General features: G+C 71.8%; 20 protein-coding genes. 13 read left to right on the forward strand and 7 right to left on the reverse strand.

The window, feature by feature from the left end; translation table 11 throughout:
• The first annotated feature begins 47 nt into the window (after positions 1-47).
• Together ACIP63_RS31815 and ACIP63_RS31820 are read left to right on the forward strand one after the other, a co-directional pair.
• Entirely contained in the window at positions 48-446 is a 399-nt protein-coding gene (locus ACIP63_RS31815) for a DUF5997 family protein (protein ID WP_401522666.1), read from the forward strand.
• Between the two features lies 1 nt (position 447).
• Entirely contained in the window at positions 448-1713 is a 1266-nt protein-coding gene (locus ACIP63_RS31820; protein WP_401522668.1) for a HEAT repeat domain-containing protein, read from the forward strand.
• Between the two features lie 7 nt (positions 1714-1720).
• Here ACIP63_RS31820 and ACIP63_RS31825 read toward each other — a convergent pair whose 3' ends face one another.
• Together ACIP63_RS31825 and ACIP63_RS31830 are read right to left on the reverse strand one after the other, a co-directional pair.
• The gene (locus tag ACIP63_RS31825; protein ID WP_401522670.1) at positions 1721-2353 is read right to left on the reverse strand and encodes an SRPBCC family protein; all 633 of its coding nucleotides are present in this window, start codon (positions 2351-2353) and stop codon (positions 1721-1723) included.
• A 186-nt stretch (positions 2354-2539) separates the two neighbouring features.
• Entirely contained in the window at positions 2540-3145 is a 606-nt protein-coding gene (locus tag ACIP63_RS31830; RefSeq protein ID WP_401522672.1) for a dihydrofolate reductase family protein, read from the reverse strand.
• Positions 3146-3308: 163 nt separating this feature from the next.
• Here ACIP63_RS31830 and argC point away from each other — a divergent pair, with 163 nt between their 5' ends.
• From argC to ACIP63_RS31855, 5 genes are read left to right on the forward strand one after another with little or no spacing between them, the layout of a single operon-like run.
• Positions 3309-4337: an N-acetyl-gamma-glutamyl-phosphate reductase gene (argC, locus tag ACIP63_RS31835; RefSeq protein ID WP_401522674.1), complete on the forward strand. Its 1029-nt coding sequence runs from the start codon at positions 3309-3311 to the stop codon at positions 4335-4337.
• A complete protein-coding gene (argJ, locus tag ACIP63_RS31840; RefSeq protein WP_401522678.1) occupies positions 4334-5488 on the forward strand; it encodes a bifunctional glutamate N-acetyltransferase/amino-acid acetyltransferase ArgJ in 1155 nt (384 codons plus the stop codon). The genes argC and argJ overlap by 4 nt, the downstream gene beginning before the upstream one ends.
• A complete protein-coding gene (argB, locus tag ACIP63_RS31845; RefSeq protein ID WP_401522681.1) occupies positions 5485-6411 on the forward strand; it encodes an acetylglutamate kinase in 927 nt (308 codons plus the stop codon). Before argJ ends, argB begins: the two co-directional genes overlap by 4 nt.
• Complete coding sequence (locus ACIP63_RS31850) at positions 6408-7607, forward strand: acetylornithine transaminase (RefSeq protein WP_401522684.1); 1200 nt, start codon at positions 6408-6410, stop codon at positions 7605-7607. The genes argB and ACIP63_RS31850 overlap by 4 nt, the downstream gene beginning before the upstream one ends.
• Positions 7608-7632: 25 nt before the next feature.
• Positions 7633-8178, forward strand: a complete 546-nt coding sequence (locus ACIP63_RS31855; RefSeq protein ID WP_393758266.1) for an arginine repressor — start codon at positions 7633-7635, stop codon at positions 8176-8178.
• Between the two features lie 4 nt (positions 8179-8182).
• Here ACIP63_RS31855 and ACIP63_RS31860 read toward each other — a convergent pair whose 3' ends face one another.
• The 3 genes from ACIP63_RS31860 to ACIP63_RS31870 form a co-directional block, all read right to left on the reverse strand.
• Entirely contained in the window at positions 8183-8884 is a 702-nt protein-coding gene (locus ACIP63_RS31860; protein WP_401522687.1) for a L,D-transpeptidase, read from the reverse strand.
• 64 nt (positions 8885-8948) lie between these two features.
• On the reverse strand, positions 8949-9548 hold the full coding sequence (locus ACIP63_RS31865) for a pyridoxamine 5'-phosphate oxidase family protein (RefSeq protein ID WP_401522690.1): 600 nt from the start codon (positions 9546-9548) through the stop codon (positions 8949-8951).
• Positions 9549-9590: 42 nt separating this feature from the next.
• The gene (locus ACIP63_RS31870; RefSeq protein ID WP_401522692.1) at positions 9591-10814 is read right to left on the reverse strand and encodes a hypothetical protein; all 1224 of its coding nucleotides are present in this window, start codon (positions 10812-10814) and stop codon (positions 9591-9593) included.
• Between the two features lie 208 nt (positions 10815-11022).
• On the opposite strand from ACIP63_RS31870, the gene argH reads away from it, so the two are divergent.
• Together argH and ACIP63_RS31880 are read left to right on the forward strand one after the other, a co-directional pair.
• Positions 11023-12456 carry an argininosuccinate lyase gene (argH, locus tag ACIP63_RS31875; protein ID WP_401522695.1) on the forward strand — a complete coding sequence of 478 codons (1434 nt, stop codon included), beginning with the start codon at positions 11023-11025 and terminating at the stop codon, positions 12454-12456.
• Between the two features lie 63 nt (positions 12457-12519).
• Entirely contained in the window at positions 12520-13491 is a 972-nt protein-coding gene (locus tag ACIP63_RS31880; protein WP_401522698.1) for an aldo/keto reductase, read from the forward strand.
• Between the two features lie 29 nt (positions 13492-13520).
• Here the strand turns inward: ACIP63_RS31880 and ACIP63_RS31885 are convergent, their stop codons facing one another.
• Positions 13521-14021, reverse strand: coding sequence for a hypothetical protein (locus ACIP63_RS31885; protein WP_401522702.1), 501 nt, complete (start codon positions 14019-14021; stop codon positions 13521-13523).
• Between the two features lie 109 nt (positions 14022-14130).
• On the opposite strand from ACIP63_RS31885, the gene ACIP63_RS31890 reads away from it, so the two are divergent.
• Both ACIP63_RS31890 and ACIP63_RS31895 read left to right on the forward strand, forming a co-directional pair.
• A complete protein-coding gene (locus ACIP63_RS31890; RefSeq protein WP_401522705.1) occupies positions 14131-14682 on the forward strand; it encodes a TetR/AcrR family transcriptional regulator in 552 nt (183 codons plus the stop codon).
• Positions 14679-16226, forward strand: coding sequence for an MFS transporter (locus ACIP63_RS31895; protein WP_401522708.1), 1548 nt, complete (start codon positions 14679-14681; stop codon positions 16224-16226). The genes ACIP63_RS31890 and ACIP63_RS31895 overlap by 4 nt, the downstream gene beginning before the upstream one ends.
• A gap of 47 nt (positions 16227-16273) precedes the next feature.
• On the opposite strand, the gene ACIP63_RS31900 is transcribed toward ACIP63_RS31895, so the two are convergent.
• Positions 16274-16945 (reverse strand): lysophospholipid acyltransferase family protein, encoded by a 672-nt coding sequence (locus ACIP63_RS31900; protein WP_401522711.1) that lies wholly within the window; start codon positions 16943-16945, stop codon positions 16274-16276.
• Positions 16946-17178: 233 nt separating this feature from the next.
• Between ACIP63_RS31900 and ACIP63_RS31905 the strand changes: the two genes are divergently transcribed.
• Complete coding sequence (locus ACIP63_RS31905) at positions 17179-18342, forward strand: glycerophosphodiester phosphodiesterase (protein ID WP_401522713.1); 1164 nt, start codon at positions 17179-17181, stop codon at positions 18340-18342.
• A 102-nt stretch (positions 18343-18444) separates the two neighbouring features.
• Positions 18445-19014, forward strand: a complete 570-nt coding sequence (locus ACIP63_RS31910) for a sigma-70 family RNA polymerase sigma factor (RefSeq protein WP_401522715.1) — start codon at positions 18445-18447, stop codon at positions 19012-19014.
• Positions 19015-19037: the final 23 nt, after the last annotated feature.

Consider the following 19037-nt stretch of genomic DNA (forward strand, 5'->3'; position numbering starts at 1 on the left):
ACCGGCCGTGGTCGGAGGCGGCGCACATGCTCGATACCCTGGACACCATGACGTCGCACCAGACCACCCAGACAATGAAGCCCGCCACCGCGGCGAAGAAGCTGGGTGTGTACCTCGAAGCCACCCCCGCCGAGTTCCAGGAGGGCGTCGTCTCGCGCGCCGAGCTGAACGCGCTGCAGGCCGACCCGCCCCAGTGGCTGCAGGAGCTGCGCCGCACCGGCCCGCACCCCCGGCCGGTGGTCGCCTCGAAGCTGGGCGTCTCCATCGCCGGCCTCGCGCGCGGCGGTGTCACCGAGCCCCTCACCACCGAGCAGATCGACGCCCTGAAGCAGGAAAGCCCGGAGTGGCTGCAGAAGGAGCGCGCCACCCAGGCCGACGTCCGCAAGGAAGCGGCCCGCATCAAGGAGCGCGACGCGGCCCGGGCCGAGCAGGCCGACCGCGACTGACGTGCCCGCCGCGGACTCCCGGCTCGTCGCCGCGGTGCGGCAGCGGGACGCCGCAGCGGTGGGGGAGCTCCTGGCCGCCGGCGCCGACCCGGACGCCCTCGGCGAGGACGGCCTGCCGCTGCTCTGCGCGGCCGTCGCCTCGTACGACGTACCCGTGGCCGAAGCCCTCGTGGCAGGGGGCGTCGACCCGTTCCGCCGGCTGCCGGACGGCACCACCCCACTGCTGCGGGCCGTCGACGGCGGCTGCGTCGCCGGGGTCGCCGCGCTGCTCGACGGAACGGGTCCCGCCGTGGACGCCGCCGCACGCACGGAGCTCCTGGACCGTGCGCGCCGGTGGCACGAGACGGGCACCGAGGCCGAACTCCGGCGCCGGACGGGGGCCTCGGAACCCGTTGTGAGGATCCAGGTCCGGGACGAGAACTACTTCCAGGACTACGAGCAGTTCACCCTCGGCGGTGTCACGGTGCGCGAAGGGCACGGGGAGATCCTCACCGACCTGGAAGCCCGTTTCGGCCTGCGTACACCCTTCGACGAGCTGGTGGGGCGTGCCCTCGCCTCCCCGGGACCCGGGCACGCCGACTGGTGGGGGCCGATGTACGTCCTGAGCCGGAGGGAGGACGACGAGACCTGGGAGTCCGCGGCGGCGCTGCGGGCCCACGCCGACCCCCTGCCCCGGCTCCTCGCCGCCGAAGTCCTCAAGGCCGTCGCGGACGGGGGCTTCATGGCCGAGACCTGGCCCTACGAGCAGCGGGCGTTGGAGATCTTCCGCTCCTGGGCGGTCGAGGAGGAGGACACCTCGGTCCTCTGCGCCGTGCTGAACGGCCTGGCCGACCACGACACCCCGGAGGCCGAAGCGGTCGGCCTCTCCTTCCTCGCACACCCGGACCCGGATGTGCGCTGCATGGTGCCCCGCACCCTCATGCTGTCGGACAGGCTTCTCGTCACGCCCGTGGCGCTGGACGCGGTGCTCACGCTGGCACGGGACGAGGACGCCGACGTGCGCAAGGTGGCCGGCGCCTGGCTGGCCGAGTATCCGGACAACACCCCGGAGATCGCGGACGCCCTGGCGAGCCTGCTGGAGCACGAGGACCAGATGGCGCGCATCTGGGCCGTGTACGGGCTGGCCCGGCTCGACGACCCTCGCTGTGTGGCGGGGGAGCGCCTGATAGGGCCCGTGGACCCGGAGGAAGGGCCCGACACCTGGATGCTGGACGGCGTCCGGCGGTACGAGGAGCGCCTACGGGACGGGACCGCACGGGCACTGTGACGGCGGCCTATTCCCCTGTGTAGAACGCGATCGTCGCCACCGTCGTCGCGGTCACGGTCTCCGGGTCCGCGCCCGAAGCGGCGAACGCGCGTCCCCATTCCTCGCCGGAGCGGGCCACGAAGGCCTTCGCCTCGGGAGACGTCTGCCACTCCACGGCGTCCTCCGGGCTGATCCCCTCACCCGCGAGGTGCCACCCGAGCCCCAGCAGAGCCAGGTCCCAGCCGATCCCGACCGCGCCCGGTCCGTACTGGCTCCGGAACTCCTCGGGCACCACGGACACGTGCTCCAGCTCGAACACGGTCCGGCCGGAGCCCTCCGGTGTGAGGCGCACCTCGACCTCGCTGAAGGCGGGGTCGGGCCCGAACCGCCAGGACACACGCAGCCGCTCCGGGCGTACGCACTCCAGGATCTCGCCGCCCGCGTTCCCCTCCAGCTGGTAACCGCCGCCGACGCGGAAGTCACCGGTCACCGGCAGGAACCACCGGGCGATCCGCTCCGGCGAGGTCACCGCGTCCCACACATCGGCGGCACCGGCGTCGAAGGTGCGCCGCAACAGCACGGTGCCCGCCTCCTCCGAGGCCACACGGCGTGTGCCGACCTCCCGGTGCACACGGCTGATCTCGTCGACGATCTCGCCCATGGCCGCTCACGTCCTTCCCTGTATCCGCGCTCGCGCCGCGCTCCGTCGGCCCCGTGGACCATGTAACCGGTGTTCCGCCGCACCCGCTCACCGCGACCGAGCACGTCGGCCGGCCTCCGGGCGTGGATCCCCGGGCGGACTCAGCCGCCCGCACCGGCTTCCCCCTTGCGCCGCCGCAGCACGTAGTCACGCGGGGACGCCGAGCGGCGGGTGATCGAGCACGCGGGGCTTGTACTCGACCAGCTGGATGCGGCCGTCGAAGGTGCGGTGCTCGATCATCTCGAGGGCAACGTCCGGATAGCCGTCGTAGATGCGTTCTTCGCCCGTGGCCCCGGTGATCACCGGGAACATCACGACCCGGAAGCGGTCGACGAGCCCGGCTCGTAGCAGGGACCGGCACAGGCTGAGGCTCCCGATCGTGCTGAGGAGCCCCGAGCCACTCGACTTCATGGCGCGGACCGCCTCGACGGCGTCGTCGCGGACGAGCGTGGAGTTGGCCCACGTCAGTGGCTCCTCGAGCGAGGAGGAGAACACCACCTTGGCCGCTTGCGTGAGCCCGTCGACGGACGCCTCTTCCTCGGGCCTGAACTCGTCCTGGCCGTTCGGGACCTTGCCTGCGGCGAAGCCCGACATCTGGCGATAGGTGTTCGCTCCCATCAGATGGGTGGCCTCGGGCTGCTCGCCGAGCCATGCGAGGTACTCCGGGCCCTCGAGGCCCCAGAACCCGGGCCACCCCTCGCCCGACGCATGGCCGTCGAGGGAGGTGATGAAGTCGACGAGAAGCTCCGACATGGCGGTGTCCTTTCCTGAGGTCTCACGAGTGTGGACCGGCCGGGAGCCACAAACTCATCGGCCACGCTGTGGAGTACAGGACTACGGCTCGTGAGCCGCCACGGTCTTTGCATAAAAGTGCATAGCTGCGTATAGTCATGCCATCGATGAGGAGGAATTTCCGATGGTGGTACGTGCGGCAGTGGCAGGGGCGAGCGGATACGCCGGCGGGGAACTGCTCCGTCTGCTCCTCACCCACCCACAGGTCGAGATCGGGGCCCTCACCGGCCACTCCAACGCCGGCGAGCGGCTCGGCGCGCTCCAGCCGCACCTGAGGCCACTCGCGGACCGTGTGCTCCAGCCGACCACCGCGGAGGTCCTCGGCGGGCACGACGTCGTCTTCCTGGCCCTGCCGCACGGGCAGTCCGCCGCCGTGGCAGAACAGCTCGGTGACGAGGTGCTCGTGGTGGACATGGGCGCCGACTTCCGGCTCGAGAACGCCGCCGACTGGGAGAAGTTCTACGGATCGCCGCACGCCGGCACCTGGCCCTACGGCCTGCCCGAGCTGCCCGGGGCCCGGGCGGCGCTGGAAGGCACCAAGCGTATCGCCGTGCCCGGCTGCTACCCGACCGCCGTCTCCCTCGCACTCTTCCCGGCGTACGCGGCCGGCCTCGCCGAACCCGAGGCCGTCGTCGTCGCCGCGTCCGGCACCTCCGGCGCGGGCAAGGCGGCCAAGCCGCACCTGCTCGGCTCCGAGGTCATGGGCAACATGTCCCCGTACGGCGTCGGCGGGGTCCACCGGCACACCCCCGAGATGATCCAGAACCTCGGTGCCGCCGCCGGTGAGCCCGTCTCCGTGTCCTTCACGCCGACCCTCGCGCCCATGCCCCGAGGCATCCTCGCCACGTGCAGCGCCAAGGCGAAGCCCGGGGTCAGTGCCGAGTCGCTCCGTACGGCGTACGAGAAGGCCTTCGCCGACGAGCCCTTCGTCGACCTGCTTCCCGAAGGGCAGTGGCCCGCCACCGCCGCCGTGTACGGATCCAACGCCGTGCAGATCCAGGTCGCCCACGACGAGGCGGCCGGCCGGATCATCGTGATCAGCGCCATCGACAACCTCGCCAAGGGCACCGCCGGAGGCGCCCTGCAGAGCATGAACATCGCCCTCGGACTTCCCGAGGACACAGGTCTTTCCACGATCGGAGTCGCACCGTGAGCGTCACGGCAGCCAAGGGATTCACGGCGGCGGGCATCGCCGCCGGGATCAAGGACAGCGGTAGTCCCGACCTGGCCCTGGTGGTCAACAACGGGCCCCGCCGCGCCGCCGCGGGCGTCTTCACCTCCAACCGCGTCAAGGCCGCGCCCGTCCTCTGGTCGGAACAGGTGCTCAAGGGCGGCGAGGTGACCGCCGTCGTCCTCAACTCCGGTGGCGCCAACGCCTGTACGGGCCCTCAGGGGTTCCAGGACACCCACGCCACCGCGGAGAAGGCCGCCGAGGTCCTCGGCGGCCACAGCGCCGGGGAGATCGCGGTCGCCTCGACCGGGCTGATCGGCCTGCTCCTGCCCATGGACAAGCTCCTGCCCGGCATCGAGACCGCCGCCGCCGCCCTGAGCGAGCACGGCGGCGAGAAGGCCGCCATCGCCATCAAGACCACGGACACGGTCCACAAGACCGCCGTCGCGGGCGGCGAGGGCTGGACCGTCGGCGGCATGGCCAAGGGCGCGGGCATGCTCGCCCCCGGCCTCGCCACCATGCTGGTCGTCCTCACCACCGACGCCGACGTCGAAGCGCCCGCGCTCGACTCAGCGCTGCGCGCCGCCACCCGCACCACCTTCGACCGGGTCGACTCCGACGGCTGCATGTCGACCAACGACACCGTGCTGCTGCTCGCCTCCGGCGCGAGCGGAATCACCCCCGCGCGGGCCGAGTTCGACCAGGCCGTGCAGAGCGTCTGCGCCGACCTCGCCCGGCAGCTGATCGGTGACGCCGAGGGCGCCTCCAAGGACATCCGGATCGAGGTGATCAACGCGGCCACCGAGGACGACGCCGTCGAGGTCGGCCGGTCCATCGCCCGTAACAACCTCCTCAAGTGCGCCATCCACGGCGAGGACCCCAACTGGGGCCGGGTCCTCTCCGCGATCGGCACCACGAAGGCCGCCTTCGAGCCCGACCGGCTGAACGTCGCCATCAACGACGTCTGGGTCTGCAAGAACGGCGGCGTCGGCGAGGACCGCGACCTGGTCGACATGCGCTACCGGGAGGTCAGGATCACCGCGGACCTCGCGGCAGGCGACGAGTCCGCCGTCATCTGGGCCAACGACCTGACCGCCGAGTACGTCCACGAGAACAGCGCGTACAGCTCATGAGTGCCGCGAGGAAGCACACCGCCCTGCCCAAGGCGCAGATCCTCATCGAGGCGCTGCCCTGGCTCACCCGGCACAACGGCAGGACCGTCGTCATCAAGTTCGGCGGCAACGCCATGATCGACGAGGAGCTGAAGGCCGCCTTCGCCCAGGACGTCGTCTTCCTGCGGCACGCCGGCCTCAAGCCGGTCGTCGTGCACGGCGGCGGTCCGCAGATCAGCGCCCAGCTCGACAAACAGGGCCTGGTCAGCGAGTTCAAGGCCGGTCTCCGTGTCACCACGCCCGAGGCGATGGACGTCGTACGGATGGTGCTGGCCGGACAGGTGCAGCGCGAGCTCGTCGGGCTGCTCAACCAGCACGGCCCGCTGGCCGTCGGCATGACCGGCGAGGACGCCCACACGATCACCGCCACCCAGCACCGCCCGATGATCGACGGTGAGGCCGTCGACATCGGCCGGGTCGGTGAGATCACCTCCATCGACACCGGAGCGATCCAGGCGCTGCTCGACGACGGCCGCATCCCGGTCATCTCCTCCATCGCCCGCTCCGCCGAGGACAACCACGTCTACAACGTCAACGCCGACACCGCGGCCGCCGCACTCGCGGCCGCGCTGAACGCCGAGACGCTGATGGTCCTCACCGACGTCGAGGGCCTCTACGAGGACTGGCCGAACAGCGACGACGTCATCAGCCGGCTCACGGCCACCGAGCTGGAGAAGCTGCTGCCCGACCTCTCCAGCGGCATGGTGCCGAAGATGCGGGGGTGCCTCCACGCCGTACGCAACGGCGTCGAGACCGCCCGCGTCATCGACGGCCGGGTCCAGCACTCGATCCTGCTGGAGATCTTCACCGACGAGGGAATCGGCACGATGGTCGTTCCCGACGCACCACCCGCCACGGAGCACGACGCAGAGGGGGAGTCATGACCGGCAACGAGGAGTTCGCACAGCGCTGGCAGGACGCGCTCATGGACAACTACGGCACTCCGCAGCTGCCGCTGGTGCGCGGCGCGGGCGCCCGGGTCTGGGACGCCGAGGGCACCGAGTACCTCGACTTCGTCGGCGGCATCGCGGTCAACGCGCTCGGCCACGCCCACCCCGCGGTCGTCGAGGCCGTCTCGACGCAGATCGCCTCCCTCGGCCATGTCTCCAACCTCTACACCGCCGAGCCCCCCATCGCGCTCGCCGAGCGGCTGCTGACGCTCTTCGGGCGGACGGGCAAGGTCTTCTTCTGCAACTCCGGGGCCGAGGCCAACGAGGCGGCCTTCAAGATCGGCCGGCTGACCGGGCGCACGCACATGGTCGCCACCGACGGCGGCTTCCACGGCCGGACCATGGGCAGCCTCGCCCTGACCGGCCAGCCCGCCAAGCGCACCCCGTTCCTGCCGCTGCCCGGCGATGTCACGCACGTGCCGTACGGCGACGTCGAGGCGCTCCGGGCCGCGGTGACGACCGACACCGCGCTGCTGATCATCGAGCCCGTGCAGGGTGAGATCGGCGTCGTCGTACCGCCCAAGGGCTATCTGGAGGCGGCCAGGGAGATCACGCGGGCCACCGGCACGCTGCTCGTCCTGGACGAGGTGCAGACCGGGATCGGCCGCTGCGGCCAGTGGTTCGAGCACCAGGCCCACCAGGGCGTCGAGCCCGACGTGGTCACGCTCGCCAAGGGACTCGGCGGCGGACTGCCGATCGGCGCCACCGTCGCGTTCGGCGCCGCCGCCGACCTGCTGAAGCCCGGTCAGCACGGCACGACGTTCGGCGGCAACCCCGTCGCCTGTGCCGCCGGCCTCGCCGTGCTGGACACGCTCGCGGCCGACGGGGCACTGGACACCGTGAAACGGCTCGGGGAGAAGATCAGGGAAGGAGTCGAGGGCCTCGGGCACCCGTTGGTCTCCCACGTCCGCGGCTCCGGACTGCTGCTGGGTATCGTGCTCACCGGGCCCCTCGCACCGAAGGTGCAGCAGGCGGCTCAGGGAGCCGGACTCCTGGTGAACGCGCCCGCCCCCGACGTCGTACGGCTCATGCCGCCGCTGATCATCGGTGACGCCGAGGTGGACGCGTTCCTGCGGATTCTGCCGGGAGCTCTCGACGCGGCTTACGGGGACGGACGATCCGGAGAGTGACCATCCGGAGAATGAGGCGACGACGATGACCGAGGCGCAGGAACCCGACCACGGAGGGCCGTCGGTGCCACAGACCCGCACGGCTCGCCACCGCAGGATCGTGGACATCCTGAACCGTCAGCCGGTGCGCTCGCAGAGCCAGCTGGCCAGGCTGCTGTCCGACGACGGGCTGAGCGTCACCCAGGCGACGCTCTCCCGCGACCTGGACGAGCTCGGCGCGGTGAAGATCCGCAACACCGGCGGCGAACTGATCTACGCGGTGCCGAGCGAGGGCGGATTCCGCACCCCGCAGGCGCCGCTGGGCGGGTCCGCCAAGGAGGAGCGGATGCGCAGGCTCTCCGCCGAGCTGCTCATCTCCGCGGAGGCATCGGCCAACCTCGTGGTGCTGCGTACGCCTCCGGGCGCCGCCCAGTTCCTCGCCTCGGCCATCGACCAGGCCGAACTCCAGGCGATCCTCGGCACGATCGCGGGGGACGACACGCTGATGCTGATCAGCCGGGACCCGAACGGCGGTCAGGCGCTGGCCGACCATCTGCTGCGGCTGGCCCAGAACGACCGCGGTCCCCAGTAGGTCCTCAGTAGCGGGTGATCGCGGTCGGGCCGGACTCCGTCCCGACCGCGATGTGCGGCCGGCGTGCGGGGTCGGCCCAGGCCAGGATCCGGTCCATGGCGGCCGCCGGCACGGACACACAGCCGGCGGTCGCGCCCTTGCCGTCCACGTGGAGGAAGATCCCGGCGCCCCTGCCGCGCACCGGCCGGTCGTAGTTGAAGCCGATGACGAGCGCACGGGCGTACTGGGCGGTGTAGGTGACGAGGTGTTCGGCCTCGTCCGCGCGGCAGTCGGCGGGCCGCGGTTCCACCCAGCGGTTGTAGGCCCGGGACGCGTTGTCCTGGCACCACCACGAGTTCTCGCCGACCTTGCGGTACGGGTAGCGGGTCCCGGGCGGGGCGGCCCCGATCCCGAAGGCGTACGGCAGGCCGTACAGCCCGGTGGGCGTGGTGTTCGTGCCCTGGGTGCGGGTGGCGCCCTCAGTCAGTCCGTTCGCCCCGAAGCGCGCGGGCGCGGAACCCGCCGCCACCCAGCCGCCCCCGCGCCGGTCCCACCAGGTGACCGTGCCCGTCACGGAGTCCGTGCCGGGGGCCTCCGCGGTGATCAGCTGCGTACCGCCGCCCGTGTCGGCCAGCCGCTCCGGAAGGGGCGGCGGACCGGCGGGCCTCGCCGCGAGCGAACCGGCCAGGGCCAGCAGGACCGACACGCTCACCAGGAATCTGCGCATGCTCCGGACCGTACGGCGCGTGGCCTCCCGCCCCCACCGCGCCTGCTCCGTACGGCCCAGTGGCTCACTCCATGACGGGTGCGGGCATCGCGGGCAGCGGCAGGGGGAGCCCCGGCAGCCCGTCGATGCTGGTCGCGATGTGGTCCTTCTTCTCGAAGTACCTGCTCAGGCCTTCGTCGTCCTCGCGCCGGAAACGGCCGGCGTGCAGGGTGCGGTCCTCCTCGTACGACATGAACGGCACCGCGTAACCGCAGGAGTCCCGGATCAGTTCGGCCGTCACCACGACGATCGCGCGCAGCCCGTGCGCGGTGGGGTCGATGCCCGGGAAGTGGCCGAGCAGCCCGGCGAAGCGGGGGTCGTCACGGAACACCGGCTCGCCCCGGCCGTGCACACGGACGATGTTGGGCGGCCCCTGGAAGGCGCACCACATCAGCGTGATGCGCCCGTTCTCCCGGAGATGCGCGATGGTCTCGGCGGTGCTGCCGGCGAAGTCGAGGTAGGCCACGGTCCGTTCGTCGACGACGGCGAAGGAACCGCTCATCCCCTTGGGGGAGAGGTTGACCGTGCCGTCACCGTCCAGGGGCGCGGTCGCGGTGAAGAAGAGGTGCTGTTCCTCGATGAAGGTCCTGAGCCGACCGTCGATACGTTCGTATGTTTTTCCCATGGCCGCATTCTTGTGCCGCCCGTCGGCCGCCCGCCGGGAATTTCACCTGACGACGGGCAGGCCCCGGGCCTGGGCGCGGTTCCGGACGTCCATGAGCCGCCGTGCCGCCAGACGTGTGGGGGCGGGAAGCTCCGGTGAAAGCCGCGCCAGCAGCCAGTCCGACGGCAGCCCCGTGGCGTACGGCCGCAGAGCCCGGCCGGCGGCGCGGACAACGGGGGCGGCCTGATCGTCGATCAGCGGACGCATGCGTTCAGGGCGTACGGCGTCGAGCGCGCACAGGCCCGAAACGGCGTGCGCGCGTACGGCGGGTACGGGATGAGTCGTCAGGGCCCACAGCACTTCGGCGTCCGCACCCGATCCGCACTCACCGAGCCCCGCGGCTGCCGCCGGTTGCCTCGCGGGGTCGGCGCACAACGACCGGTACAGGGGGAGGGGGTCGGAGCCCGCCTGCCGCAGCACGTACCGGGCGCAGGCCCTCACCACGCCCGCCCGGTCGGCGAGGAACGCGGCCGCCTCGCTGTGCCGTCCGGCGCGCCGCAGCGCGGTCACACCGGTGGAACGGACCTGGGGCGAGCGGGCGGCCAGCAGAGGATCCACCACGTCCCTGTGGTCGTCCTCGCCCATGGCGGCGAGTGCCGCCTCCGCGCAGAGCGTCTGCACGCGTGTGTCGCCTGACGCGGCGGCTGCGGTGCGGGCGAGCTCGGCCGCGGTCAGCAGGCGCCGGTCGACGGCGATGCGGTAGCCGAGCCGGCGTACCGCACGGACCTCGCTCGTCAGCAAGGACTCGACGTCCGCCGCAGGCCCGTCGCGCAGTGCGCGGTCCAGCAGGTCCCCAGCGAAAACGCCCCGCTCGCGCCGGGCCAGAAGCAGGATGAGCCCGGCCAGGGGCACCAGTCGCCGTCCGGAGACATCGGCGAGCAGCTCCCGGGCCCTCAGGCGCACCGGCGCGGCCCAGTCGGCGCAGCGCACCACCAGCAGCGGACGCAGGCCGGCTGCTCCGGACGCCGGCTCCAGGGCTGCTCCACGGACCCTTCCGTCGGGGTGGCACAGGGCCAGGGCGATCCGGGTCTCCTCGGCCGGAGTGGGCTCCCCGGCCGGAAGGCCCCGGAGCTCCTGGCACGTCGGCAGCCGGCTCGCGGCATGCGGTGCCAGCTCCCGGACCTCGGTATCCAGAGCGACCCAGGCCGCCGGAGAGTTGGTGTCGATCGTCTCGTGCACCGGCGCGCCGAGGGCCATCCGCCCGGCGGCCCCGTATCCGTCGCTCATCCTGCCCCCCAGGAAGGGCGCCCTGTCCGATCATCGGGGAGGCGCGATGGAGGCCGATCGTACGGGGCGGCCGTGGTGTGAGCCCAGCCAATTTCGGAACCCTGACCAGCAGCTTTGACAAAACATACGGACCATTGCATAGTTATGCCATTCGTGATCGCGCGCCATGAGGCGGACGCACACCCCTTGCACTTCCGAGGAGCACGCAGTGAGCAACGGCACCGGCAACAGCGACGTACGCCTCTGGGGCGGCCGTTTCGCCGACGGCCCCGCCGAGGCGCTGGCCAAGCTGTCCGCCTCCGTCCACTTCGACTGGCGGCTCGCGCCGTACGACATCGCGGGCTCCCGCGCCCACGCCCGCGTGCTGAACAAGGCGGGGCTCCTCACCGACGACGAGCTGGCCCGCATGGCCGAGGGCCTGGACTCGCTCGAGGCCGCGGTCGCCGACGGGTCGTTCACCGGCACCATCGCCGACGAGGACGTCCACACCGCGCTGGAGCGGGGACTCCTGGAGCGCCTCGGTCCGGACCTCGGCGGGAAGCTGCGCGCCGGCCGGTCCCGTAACGACCAGGTGGCCACGCTCTTCCGCATGTACCTGCGTGACCACGCCCGGATCATCGGCGGACTGGTCGCCGAATTCCAGGACGCCCTGGTCCAACTGGCCGAGGCGCACCCGGACGTGGCCATGCCCGGCCGTACGCACCTCCAGCACGCGCAGCCCGTCCTCTTCGCCCACCACGTCCTGGCGCACGCGCAGTCCCTGTCCCGGGACGCGGAGCGGCTGCGGCAGTGGGACGAGCGGACCGCGGTGTCGCCGTACGGCTCCGGCGCGCTGGCCGGGTCGTCCCTCGGGCTCGACCCGGAGGCGGTCGCGGCGGACCTCGGCTTCGAGCGCGGGTCGGTGGGCAACTCCATCGACGGCACCGCCTCGCGGGACTTCGTCGCCGAGTTCGCCTTCGTCACCGCGATGATCGGCGTCAACCTCTCCCGCATCGCCGAGGAGATCATCATCTGGAACACGAAGGAGTTCTCCTTCGTCACCCTCCACGACGCCTTCTCCACCGGCTCCTCGATCATGCCGCAGAAGAAGAACCCGGACATCGCCGAGCTGGCGCGAGGCAAGTCCGGCCGTCTCATCGGCAATCTGACCGGCCTGATGGCGACCCTGAAGGCGCTCCCGCTCGCGTACAACCGTGACCTCCAGGAGGACAAGGAGCCGGTCTTCGACTCCTGCGACCAGCTCGAGGTCCTGCTCCCCGCCTTCACCGGCATGATGGCCACGCTCACCGTCAACCGGGAGCGCATGGAGGAGCTGGCCCCGGCCGGCTTCTCGCTCGCCACGGACATCGCCGAGTGGCTGGTCAAGCAGGGCGTCCCCTTCCGGGTGGCGCACGAGGTCGCGGGTGAGTGCGTGAAGGTGTGCGAGCAGCAGGGCATCGAGCTCGACGAGCTGACGGACGAGCAGTTCGCGAAGATCTCCGAGCACCTCACCCCGGAGGTGCGCACCGTCCTGAACGTGCCCGGCGCGCTGGCCTCCCGCGACGGCCGCGGCGGGACCGCCCCCTCGGCCGTCGCCGTCCAGCTGGCCGAGGTGAAGGCCGACCTGGTGACGCAGCACGCCTGGGCGACCGCGCGCGGATGATTCGCAGGCATCGCGGGCTACGTTGACGGGAAGGCGTTCGGAACCGACCCAGAGGAGCCCGCGATGCCCTTCGCCCGCCTGAACCGAGCGACCACCCCGACCTCTCACATCGGGCTCGGCCTGGCCGCCGTCGGAAGGCCCGGCTACATCACCCCGCACCGCGACCGCGACCTGCCCGGCGACCGCGGCGTGGACGCGCTGCGCGCCCACACCCACGAACTCCTGGACGCGGCCTACGCCCAGGGCGTGCGCTACTTCGACGCCGCCCGCTCCTACGGCCGCGCCGAGGAGTTCCTCGCCGAGTGGCTGACCACCCGCCCCGACGCGACGGACGTGGTCATCGGCAGCAAATGGGGCTACACCTACACCGGCGACTGGCGCGTCGACGCCGAGGCGCACGAGGTCAAGGACCACTCACTCGCCGCCTTCGAACGTCAGCACGCCGAGACGGCCGGGCTGCTCGGCGACCGGCTCGACCTGTACCAGGTCCACTCGGTGACCGCCGACAGCCCGGCGCTCGGCGACAAGGACCTGCACGCGCGTCTGGCCGAGCTGGCCGCCGGAGGCACCACGGTCGGCCTCTCCACGAGCGGTCCCGGCCAGAGCGACGCCATCCGGGCCGCCCTCGCCGTGACCGTGGACGGCGAACCCCTCTTCCGCACCGTCCAGGCCACCTACAACGCCCTGGAGACCTCCGCCGGCGCGGCGCTCGCCGAGGCGCACGACGCGGGCCTCACGGTCATCGTCAAGGAAGCCATGGCCAACGGCCGGCTCGCCGGGACCGAAGCGCCCGCCGTCGTCCGGGAGATCGGCACCGAAGCCGGACTGGACGCGGACGCCGTCGCCCTGGCGCTGGTGCTCCACCAGCCGTGGGCCGGAGTCGTCCTGTCCGGCGCGGCCACCGTCACCCAGCTGGCGGCGAACCTGCACGCCCCGCTGCTCGACCTGGACGCGGACCGGCTGGACCGGCTGGCCGCCCTGGTGGAGGAGCCGGAGGCGTACTGGCGCCACCGGGCCTCGCTGCCCTGGAGCTGAACGGCCGGTCCACGCGGGCCGGAGCACTTTCACGCCCAGTCGGCGAGCGCTTCGAAGTCCGCCCGCACCAGCCCCACCCAGGGGTCGACCCGCCGCAGCAGGGCCCGCCCCGGGTGGTGCGCGGCGACCCAGTCCGTGTCGAGGCCGGAGATCTCGTCGTCGATCCAGGCGAACGGCCTGCCGTCCGCGTAGTCGACGACGTAGCGCGTCTTCCAGTACGTCCCGTCGGCCGTGGCCGCGTGCATCGCCGGCCAGTCGATGTACGGCAGCGGGGGCAGCCCGATGCGCGGGCCGACCCACTCGTTCGCCTCGTCCTTCCAGGTGGTCGCCCAGACGAGTTCGTACCGGTCGGCAAGGGCCAGCAGCTCGTCGCCGTGGACGGGGCTGAGCAGGACCGGCAGCGGGGTTCCCGCCTTCCACCCCGTCGGCCGCATCCGATGGAGCGCATAGCCCTCCGGGACCGTGGGGCGGGACAGCGCCGCATAGGGGTTGAGCGGACCGTCGATGTCGATCAGCAGCAGCGGCTTCATGGCGCCATGGTGCCCCCGGAGCACCCGGGACCGGTGGACCGGTTCCGGCTCCGTTCGAACGGGATGAGCGAATGGGACATCGATGTCTCATGTGGGCTACTGTTGTCTCATGACTCTCGATCGCGAGCAGGTCCTGCGGAGCGCCGCCGCCCTGCTGACCCGTAAGTCCACGGCGACCATGGACGAGGTCGCCCGGGCCGCGGGCATCGGCCGCGCCACCCTGCACCGGCACTTCGCCGGGCGGGACGCCCTGGTCGGAGCGCTGGAGGACCTCGGGATCCGGGAGTTCGAGGCGGCTCTGGACTCCGCCGCGCTCGACGAGGGCGCGGCCGAGGACGGGCTCCGGCGGCTGATCGCGGCCGTCGAGCCGAGCGCCGGGCTGCTGTCGTTCCTCGTCACCGAGAACCAGCTCTTCGAGGGCGACGACGTCAACGAGGGCTGGAACCGTCTGGACGCAAGGGTCTCGGCCTTCTTCCGGCGCGGCCAGGAACGCGGCGAGTTCCGCATCGACCTCACACCCGCCTGGCTGACCGAGGCACTCTACGGCCTGATCGGGAGCTGCGCGTGGTCCGTGCAGACGGGCCGGGTGGCCGCGCAGGACTTCCCGTACATGATCGTCGAGTTGCTCCTGGGCGGAGCACGCCGGAGCGTGGAGAAATGAGCAGCACCTTTTCGAGGGCAGGCGTCACGGGCGACGTGCGTCATCCCGGCCGGTGGATCGCCCTCACCGTCCTCGTCCTGGCCGTGCTGCTCGTCGCCGTCGACGCCACCGTCCTCGGACTGGCGACACCGTTCCTCAGCGAGGACCTCGAACCGACCGGCACCCAGCTGCTGTGGATCGGCGATGTGTACTCCTTCGTCATCGCCGGACTCCTGGTCTCCATGGGCAGCCTCGGTGACCGCATCGGCCGGAAGAAGCTGCTGCTGACCGGCGCCGCCGCCTTCGGCGCGGTCTCCGTCCTGAACGCCTACGCGTCCAGCCCCGAGATGATGATCCTGGCCCGGGCCCTGCTCGGTGTCGCGGGCGCCACCCTGATGCCGTCCACGCTCGCCCTGATCCGCAACCTCTTCCACGACCCGCGCGAACGCAGCCTCGCCGTCGGTATCTGGGGCGCGATGGCCTCGGCGGGCGCCGCCGTCGGGCCGGTCGTGGGCGGGCTCCTGCTGGAGCACTTCTGGTGGGGCTCGGTCTTCCTGATCAACCTGCCCGTGATGGCCGTCCTCGTCGTCGTGGGCATCAGGATGATCCCCGAGTCGAAGAACCCGGCACCGGGGCCCTGGGACCTGCTCAGTGTGGGACTCTCCCTGGTCGGCATGATCGGCGTCGTGTACGCCGTCAAGGAGGCCGCCGCACACGGTGTGAGCTGGGAGAACGTCCTGGCGGCCCTCGGTGGCGTGCTGGCACTCACCTGGTTCGTGCGCCGTCAGCTGAAACTCCCCGCCCCGCTGCTGGACATGCGGCTCTTCCACCACCGGGGGTTCTCCGGAGCGGTCCTCGCGGACCTGCTGACCATCCTCGGCCTGTCCGGGATCGTCTTCTTCCTCTCCCAGTTCCTGCAGCTCGTCCAGGGGCGGGGCCCGCTGGAGGCAGGCCTCGCCGAACTGCCCGCAGCCGTCGGCGCGGTGACCGCCGGCCTGCTGGCGGGGAGGGTGGCGCGCCGTTACTCCGTGCGCTCCGTGGTCGCCGTCGGACTCGGTGCCATCGGCGCGTCGCTCGCCGTGGTCACGGTGATCCACAAGGAGACCGGCTATCCCCTGATCGGGGTCCTGCTCCTGGTGGTGGGCGTCGGTGCGGGATTCGCCTTCACCGTCACCTCCGACGTGATCCTCTCCAGCGTCCCGAAGGAACAGGCGGGATCGGCGTCCGCGGTGTCCGAGACGGCGTACGAGCTCGGGGCGGCCCTCGGCATCGCGCTGCTCGGGTCCATCGTCACAGGCGTCTACAAGGGCTTCGGTACCCCGGAGGGCGTCCCGGCCGCCGCCGAGACGGCGGCACACGAGTCGCTGGGCGGAGCCGTGGAGACGGCGGAGCACCTCCCCGCACAGCAGGGGAGCGAGCTCGTCGTGGCGGCTCAGGAGGCCTTCGTCAACGGGCTGCGGGTGTCGGCGGCGGTCGGTGCCGTCGTGCTGCTCGCGACCGCGGTCGCCGCGTGGTTCCTGCTGCGCGGCCAGAAGCTGGAAGAGGGGATCATCGCCGACGAGTGAGTGACCCGGCGCGGTCGCGCGGGGTCACCGGGGAGCACCCGTCCGGCTCAGGCGGCCTTCGCCTTCGTGGCGTACATGTCGACGTACTCCTGGCCGGACAGGCGCATCACCTCGGCCATGACGGAGTCCGTCACCGCCCGCAGGACGTAGCGGTCGCGGTCCATGCCCTCGTAGCGCGAGAACTCCAGCGGCTCACCGAAGCGGACCGTGACCTTGCCCGGGCGGGGCAGGCCCGAGCCGCCCGGCTGGAGCTTGTCCGTGCCGATCATGGCGAACGGCACGACCGGCGCGCCGGTCATCAGGGTCAGCCTCGCGATACCCGTACGGCCCCGGTAGAGCCGGCCGTCGGGGGAGCGGGTGCCTTCGGGGTAGATGGCGAAGGCGTGGCCCTCCTCCAGCACCCGGCGGCCCGTCATCAGCGCCGCGACGCCGCCGCGGCCGCCGTCCCGGTCCACCGGGATCATGCCGCAGCCGGTGAAGAACCAGGCCATCAGCCGGCCCTTGAGGCCCTTGCCGGTGACGTACTCGTCCTTGCCGATGTAGAAGACCGGCCGGTCGCAGCAGATCGGCATGATCATCGAGTCGATGAACGTCAGATGGTTCCCCGCGAGGATCACCGGGCCGTCACCCGGGATGTTCTCGACGCCCTCCACCTGTGGCCGGAAGAGCAGGCGCAGGATCGGTCCGAGCACTGCCTTGATGACCGTGAGTCGGGACAACGCATCCTCCGGTGTCGTGGCCGGGCGGCCGGGGCGGGAATTCGCGAGGGTCTGTGCAGGTGAGGACGATACTCGCGGGTACTGCCTCTCCGCACATCGGGTTCACCCAGTGGATACGCAGTGTTGACGTGTGTTTCCGCCATGTTCGTCCACGGTCCGCCCCACCGATGGCGTAGCTGCCTACGATCAAGCCTCGCCCGAAGGTGCCGGACATCACATGCGAGGAGCATTTCATGACAGAGCGCGCGCAGACCGGACCCGGCCGGCGGACACTCCTGGGGGCGGCCGTCCTCGGCGCGACGGCCCTCGGTGCCACCGGAACGGCCCAAGCCGCCGGGCGTGGCGCCCCGGACGGGCGGGGCGGGGGCAGAGGCGGCTACCGGGACCTGCCCGTGCCCACCGTCATCGGCCACCGCGGCGCCAGCGGCTACCGCCCCGAGCACACCCTCGGCTCCTACCAGCTCGCGCTGGACATGGGCGCGCACATCATCGAGCAGGACCTCGTGCCGACCAAGGACGGCCACCTGGTCTGCCGCCACGAGAACGACATCACCGGCACCACGGACGTCGCCGAGCACCCCGAGTTCGCGAGCCGCAGGACCACCAAGCGGGTCGACGGCGTCGCTCTCACCGGCTGGTTCACCGAGGACTTCACCCTCGCCGAGCTGAAGACCCTCCGGGCCGAGGAGCGCATCCCCGGCAACCGCCAGGAGAACACGCTGTACGACGGCCGCTGGGAGATCCCCACCTTCGAAGAGGTCCTGCGCTGGGCGGACAAGGAGGGCCGCAGGCGGGGCGAGCCCGTCTGGCTCTACGTCGAGACCAAGCACCCCTCCTACTTCAGGGGCCTCGGCCTCGGCCTGGAGGAGCCCCTCGCCAAGCTGCTGCGCCGCCACGGCCGGCACCGGGCGGACTCGTCGCTGATCCTCCAGTCCTTCGAGCCCAGCTCGATGCAGCGGCTGTCGAAGCTCGTCGCCACCCCCCGTGTCGTCCTGCTGCCCGGCCCGAAGGAGCGGCCGTGGGACTTCATGGAGGCCGGCGACCCCCGTACGGTCGCCGACCTGGTGAAGCCGGCCGGGCTGAAGTGGATCGCGTCCTTCGCCCAGGGCATCGGCCCCACGCTGGACCTCGTCATCCCCAAGGACGGCCAAGGACGGCTGACGTCCCCCACCTCCCTGGTGGCGGACGCTCACGCGCGGGGCCTGGTCCTGCACCCGTACACGCTGCGCAACGAGAACACGTTCCTGCCGGCGGAGTTCCGGCGCGGCACCGACCCGAACGCGTACGGCGACGTGTTCGGCGCTCTCCGGGCGTACTTCGAGACGGGGATCGACGGGATCTTCTCCGACAACCCGGACACCGCCCTGCTCGCGGCAGCCGACTTCGCCGAGGGCTGAGTACGAGGGCCGGGGCGCGTCAGCCGCCCGGCCCACATGCCCCGGTCGGGTGGAGCTCCCCGGGTGCGGCAACCCGCCGCACCCGGGGAGCGTTGACGGGGCATGACACTTCTTGATCATGTTCCGGCGGCCCCGGCCGAGGCGCCGGGCGACGGCGGGCGGGCCCTCGTGCGCGCCCTGCACGCGCTGGTGCGCGCGGAGGCGGGGGCCGAGGCCCAGGCCGCCGGCGTCGAGGCCGCGGACCTGGAGCAGTCGGTCTGGCTGAAGCTGCTGGAACGCCGGCCAGGACCGGGCGTGCCCGCCGACCCCGCCCGCTGGGTCCGCGCCGCCGTGCGGGCCGAGGCGCGCGTCGCCCGCCGCAGAATCCTGCGCGAGCGCGCCTACACCGCCGGCGAGCCCCCGGGCGACTGGGCGGGCTGCCCCGAACGGATCGCGGTGGGAGCCGACGAACGCCGTGCGCTGCGCACAGCGGTGGGCCGGCTGCCCGGCAGGTGCCCACGGTTACTCGAGGCGATGCTGGCTCCCCACGATCCGACGTACCGGGAAATCGCAGGGGAGTTGGGTATGTCACAGGGGAGTTTGGGCCCGATGCGTTCCCGATGCCTTGGATGTCTGCGCAGAATGCTGGCGGCGGAGGTTGTAGCTCCTGAACTGCGGGGAATGGAGCGGTAGACAACCGGCGGACAGGTGAGCGG

This window comes from Streptomyces sp. NPDC088746, from assembly GCF_044751065.1.
Taxonomy (GTDB): domain Bacteria; phylum Actinomycetota; class Actinomycetes; order Streptomycetales; family Streptomycetaceae; genus Streptomyces.

What these genes read in the sequence shown, in the direction of transcription:
- ACIP63_RS31815 (WP_401522666.1), top strand. Translation starts at nt 48, where the DNA reads ATGACGTCGCACCAGACCACCCAGACAATGAAGCCCGCCACCGCGGCG.
- ACIP63_RS31825 (WP_401522670.1), bottom strand. Translation starts at nt 2,353, where the DNA reads ATGGGCGAGATCGTCGACGAGATCAGCCGTGTGCACCGGGAGGTCGGC.
- ACIP63_RS31830 (WP_401522672.1), bottom strand. Translation starts at nt 3,145, where the DNA reads ATGTCGGAGCTTCTCGTCGACTTCATCACCTCCCTCGACGGCCATGCG.
- argC (WP_401522674.1), top strand. Translation starts at nt 3,309, where the DNA reads ATGGTGGTACGTGCGGCAGTGGCAGGGGCGAGCGGATACGCCGGCGGG.
- argB (WP_401522681.1), top strand. Translation starts at nt 5,485, where the DNA reads ATGAGTGCCGCGAGGAAGCACACCGCCCTGCCCAAGGCGCAGATCCTC.
- ACIP63_RS31850 (WP_401522684.1), top strand. Translation starts at nt 6,408, where the DNA reads ATGACCGGCAACGAGGAGTTCGCACAGCGCTGGCAGGACGCGCTCATG.
- ACIP63_RS31855 (WP_393758266.1), top strand. Translation starts at nt 7,633, where the DNA reads ATGACCGAGGCGCAGGAACCCGACCACGGAGGGCCGTCGGTGCCACAG.
- ACIP63_RS31860 (WP_401522687.1), bottom strand. Translation starts at nt 8,884, where the DNA reads ATGCGCAGATTCCTGGTGAGCGTGTCGGTCCTGCTGGCCCTGGCCGGT.
- ACIP63_RS31865 (WP_401522690.1), bottom strand. Translation starts at nt 9,548, where the DNA reads ATGGGAAAAACATACGAACGTATCGACGGTCGGCTCAGGACCTTCATC.
- ACIP63_RS31870 (WP_401522692.1), bottom strand. Translation starts at nt 10,814, where the DNA reads ATGAGCGACGGATACGGGGCCGCCGGGCGGATGGCCCTCGGCGCGCCG.
- ACIP63_RS31880 (WP_401522698.1), top strand. Translation starts at nt 12,520, where the DNA reads ATGCCCTTCGCCCGCCTGAACCGAGCGACCACCCCGACCTCTCACATC.
- ACIP63_RS31885 (WP_401522702.1), bottom strand. Translation starts at nt 14,021, where the DNA reads ATGAAGCCGCTGCTGCTGATCGACATCGACGGTCCGCTCAACCCCTAT.
- ACIP63_RS31890 (WP_401522705.1), top strand. Translation starts at nt 14,131, where the DNA reads ATGACTCTCGATCGCGAGCAGGTCCTGCGGAGCGCCGCCGCCCTGCTG.
- ACIP63_RS31895 (WP_401522708.1), top strand. Translation starts at nt 14,679, where the DNA reads ATGAGCAGCACCTTTTCGAGGGCAGGCGTCACGGGCGACGTGCGTCAT.
- ACIP63_RS31905 (WP_401522713.1), top strand. Translation starts at nt 17,179, where the DNA reads ATGACAGAGCGCGCGCAGACCGGACCCGGCCGGCGGACACTCCTGGGG.
- ACIP63_RS31910 (WP_401522715.1), top strand. Translation starts at nt 18,445, where the DNA reads ATGACACTTCTTGATCATGTTCCGGCGGCCCCGGCCGAGGCGCCGGGC.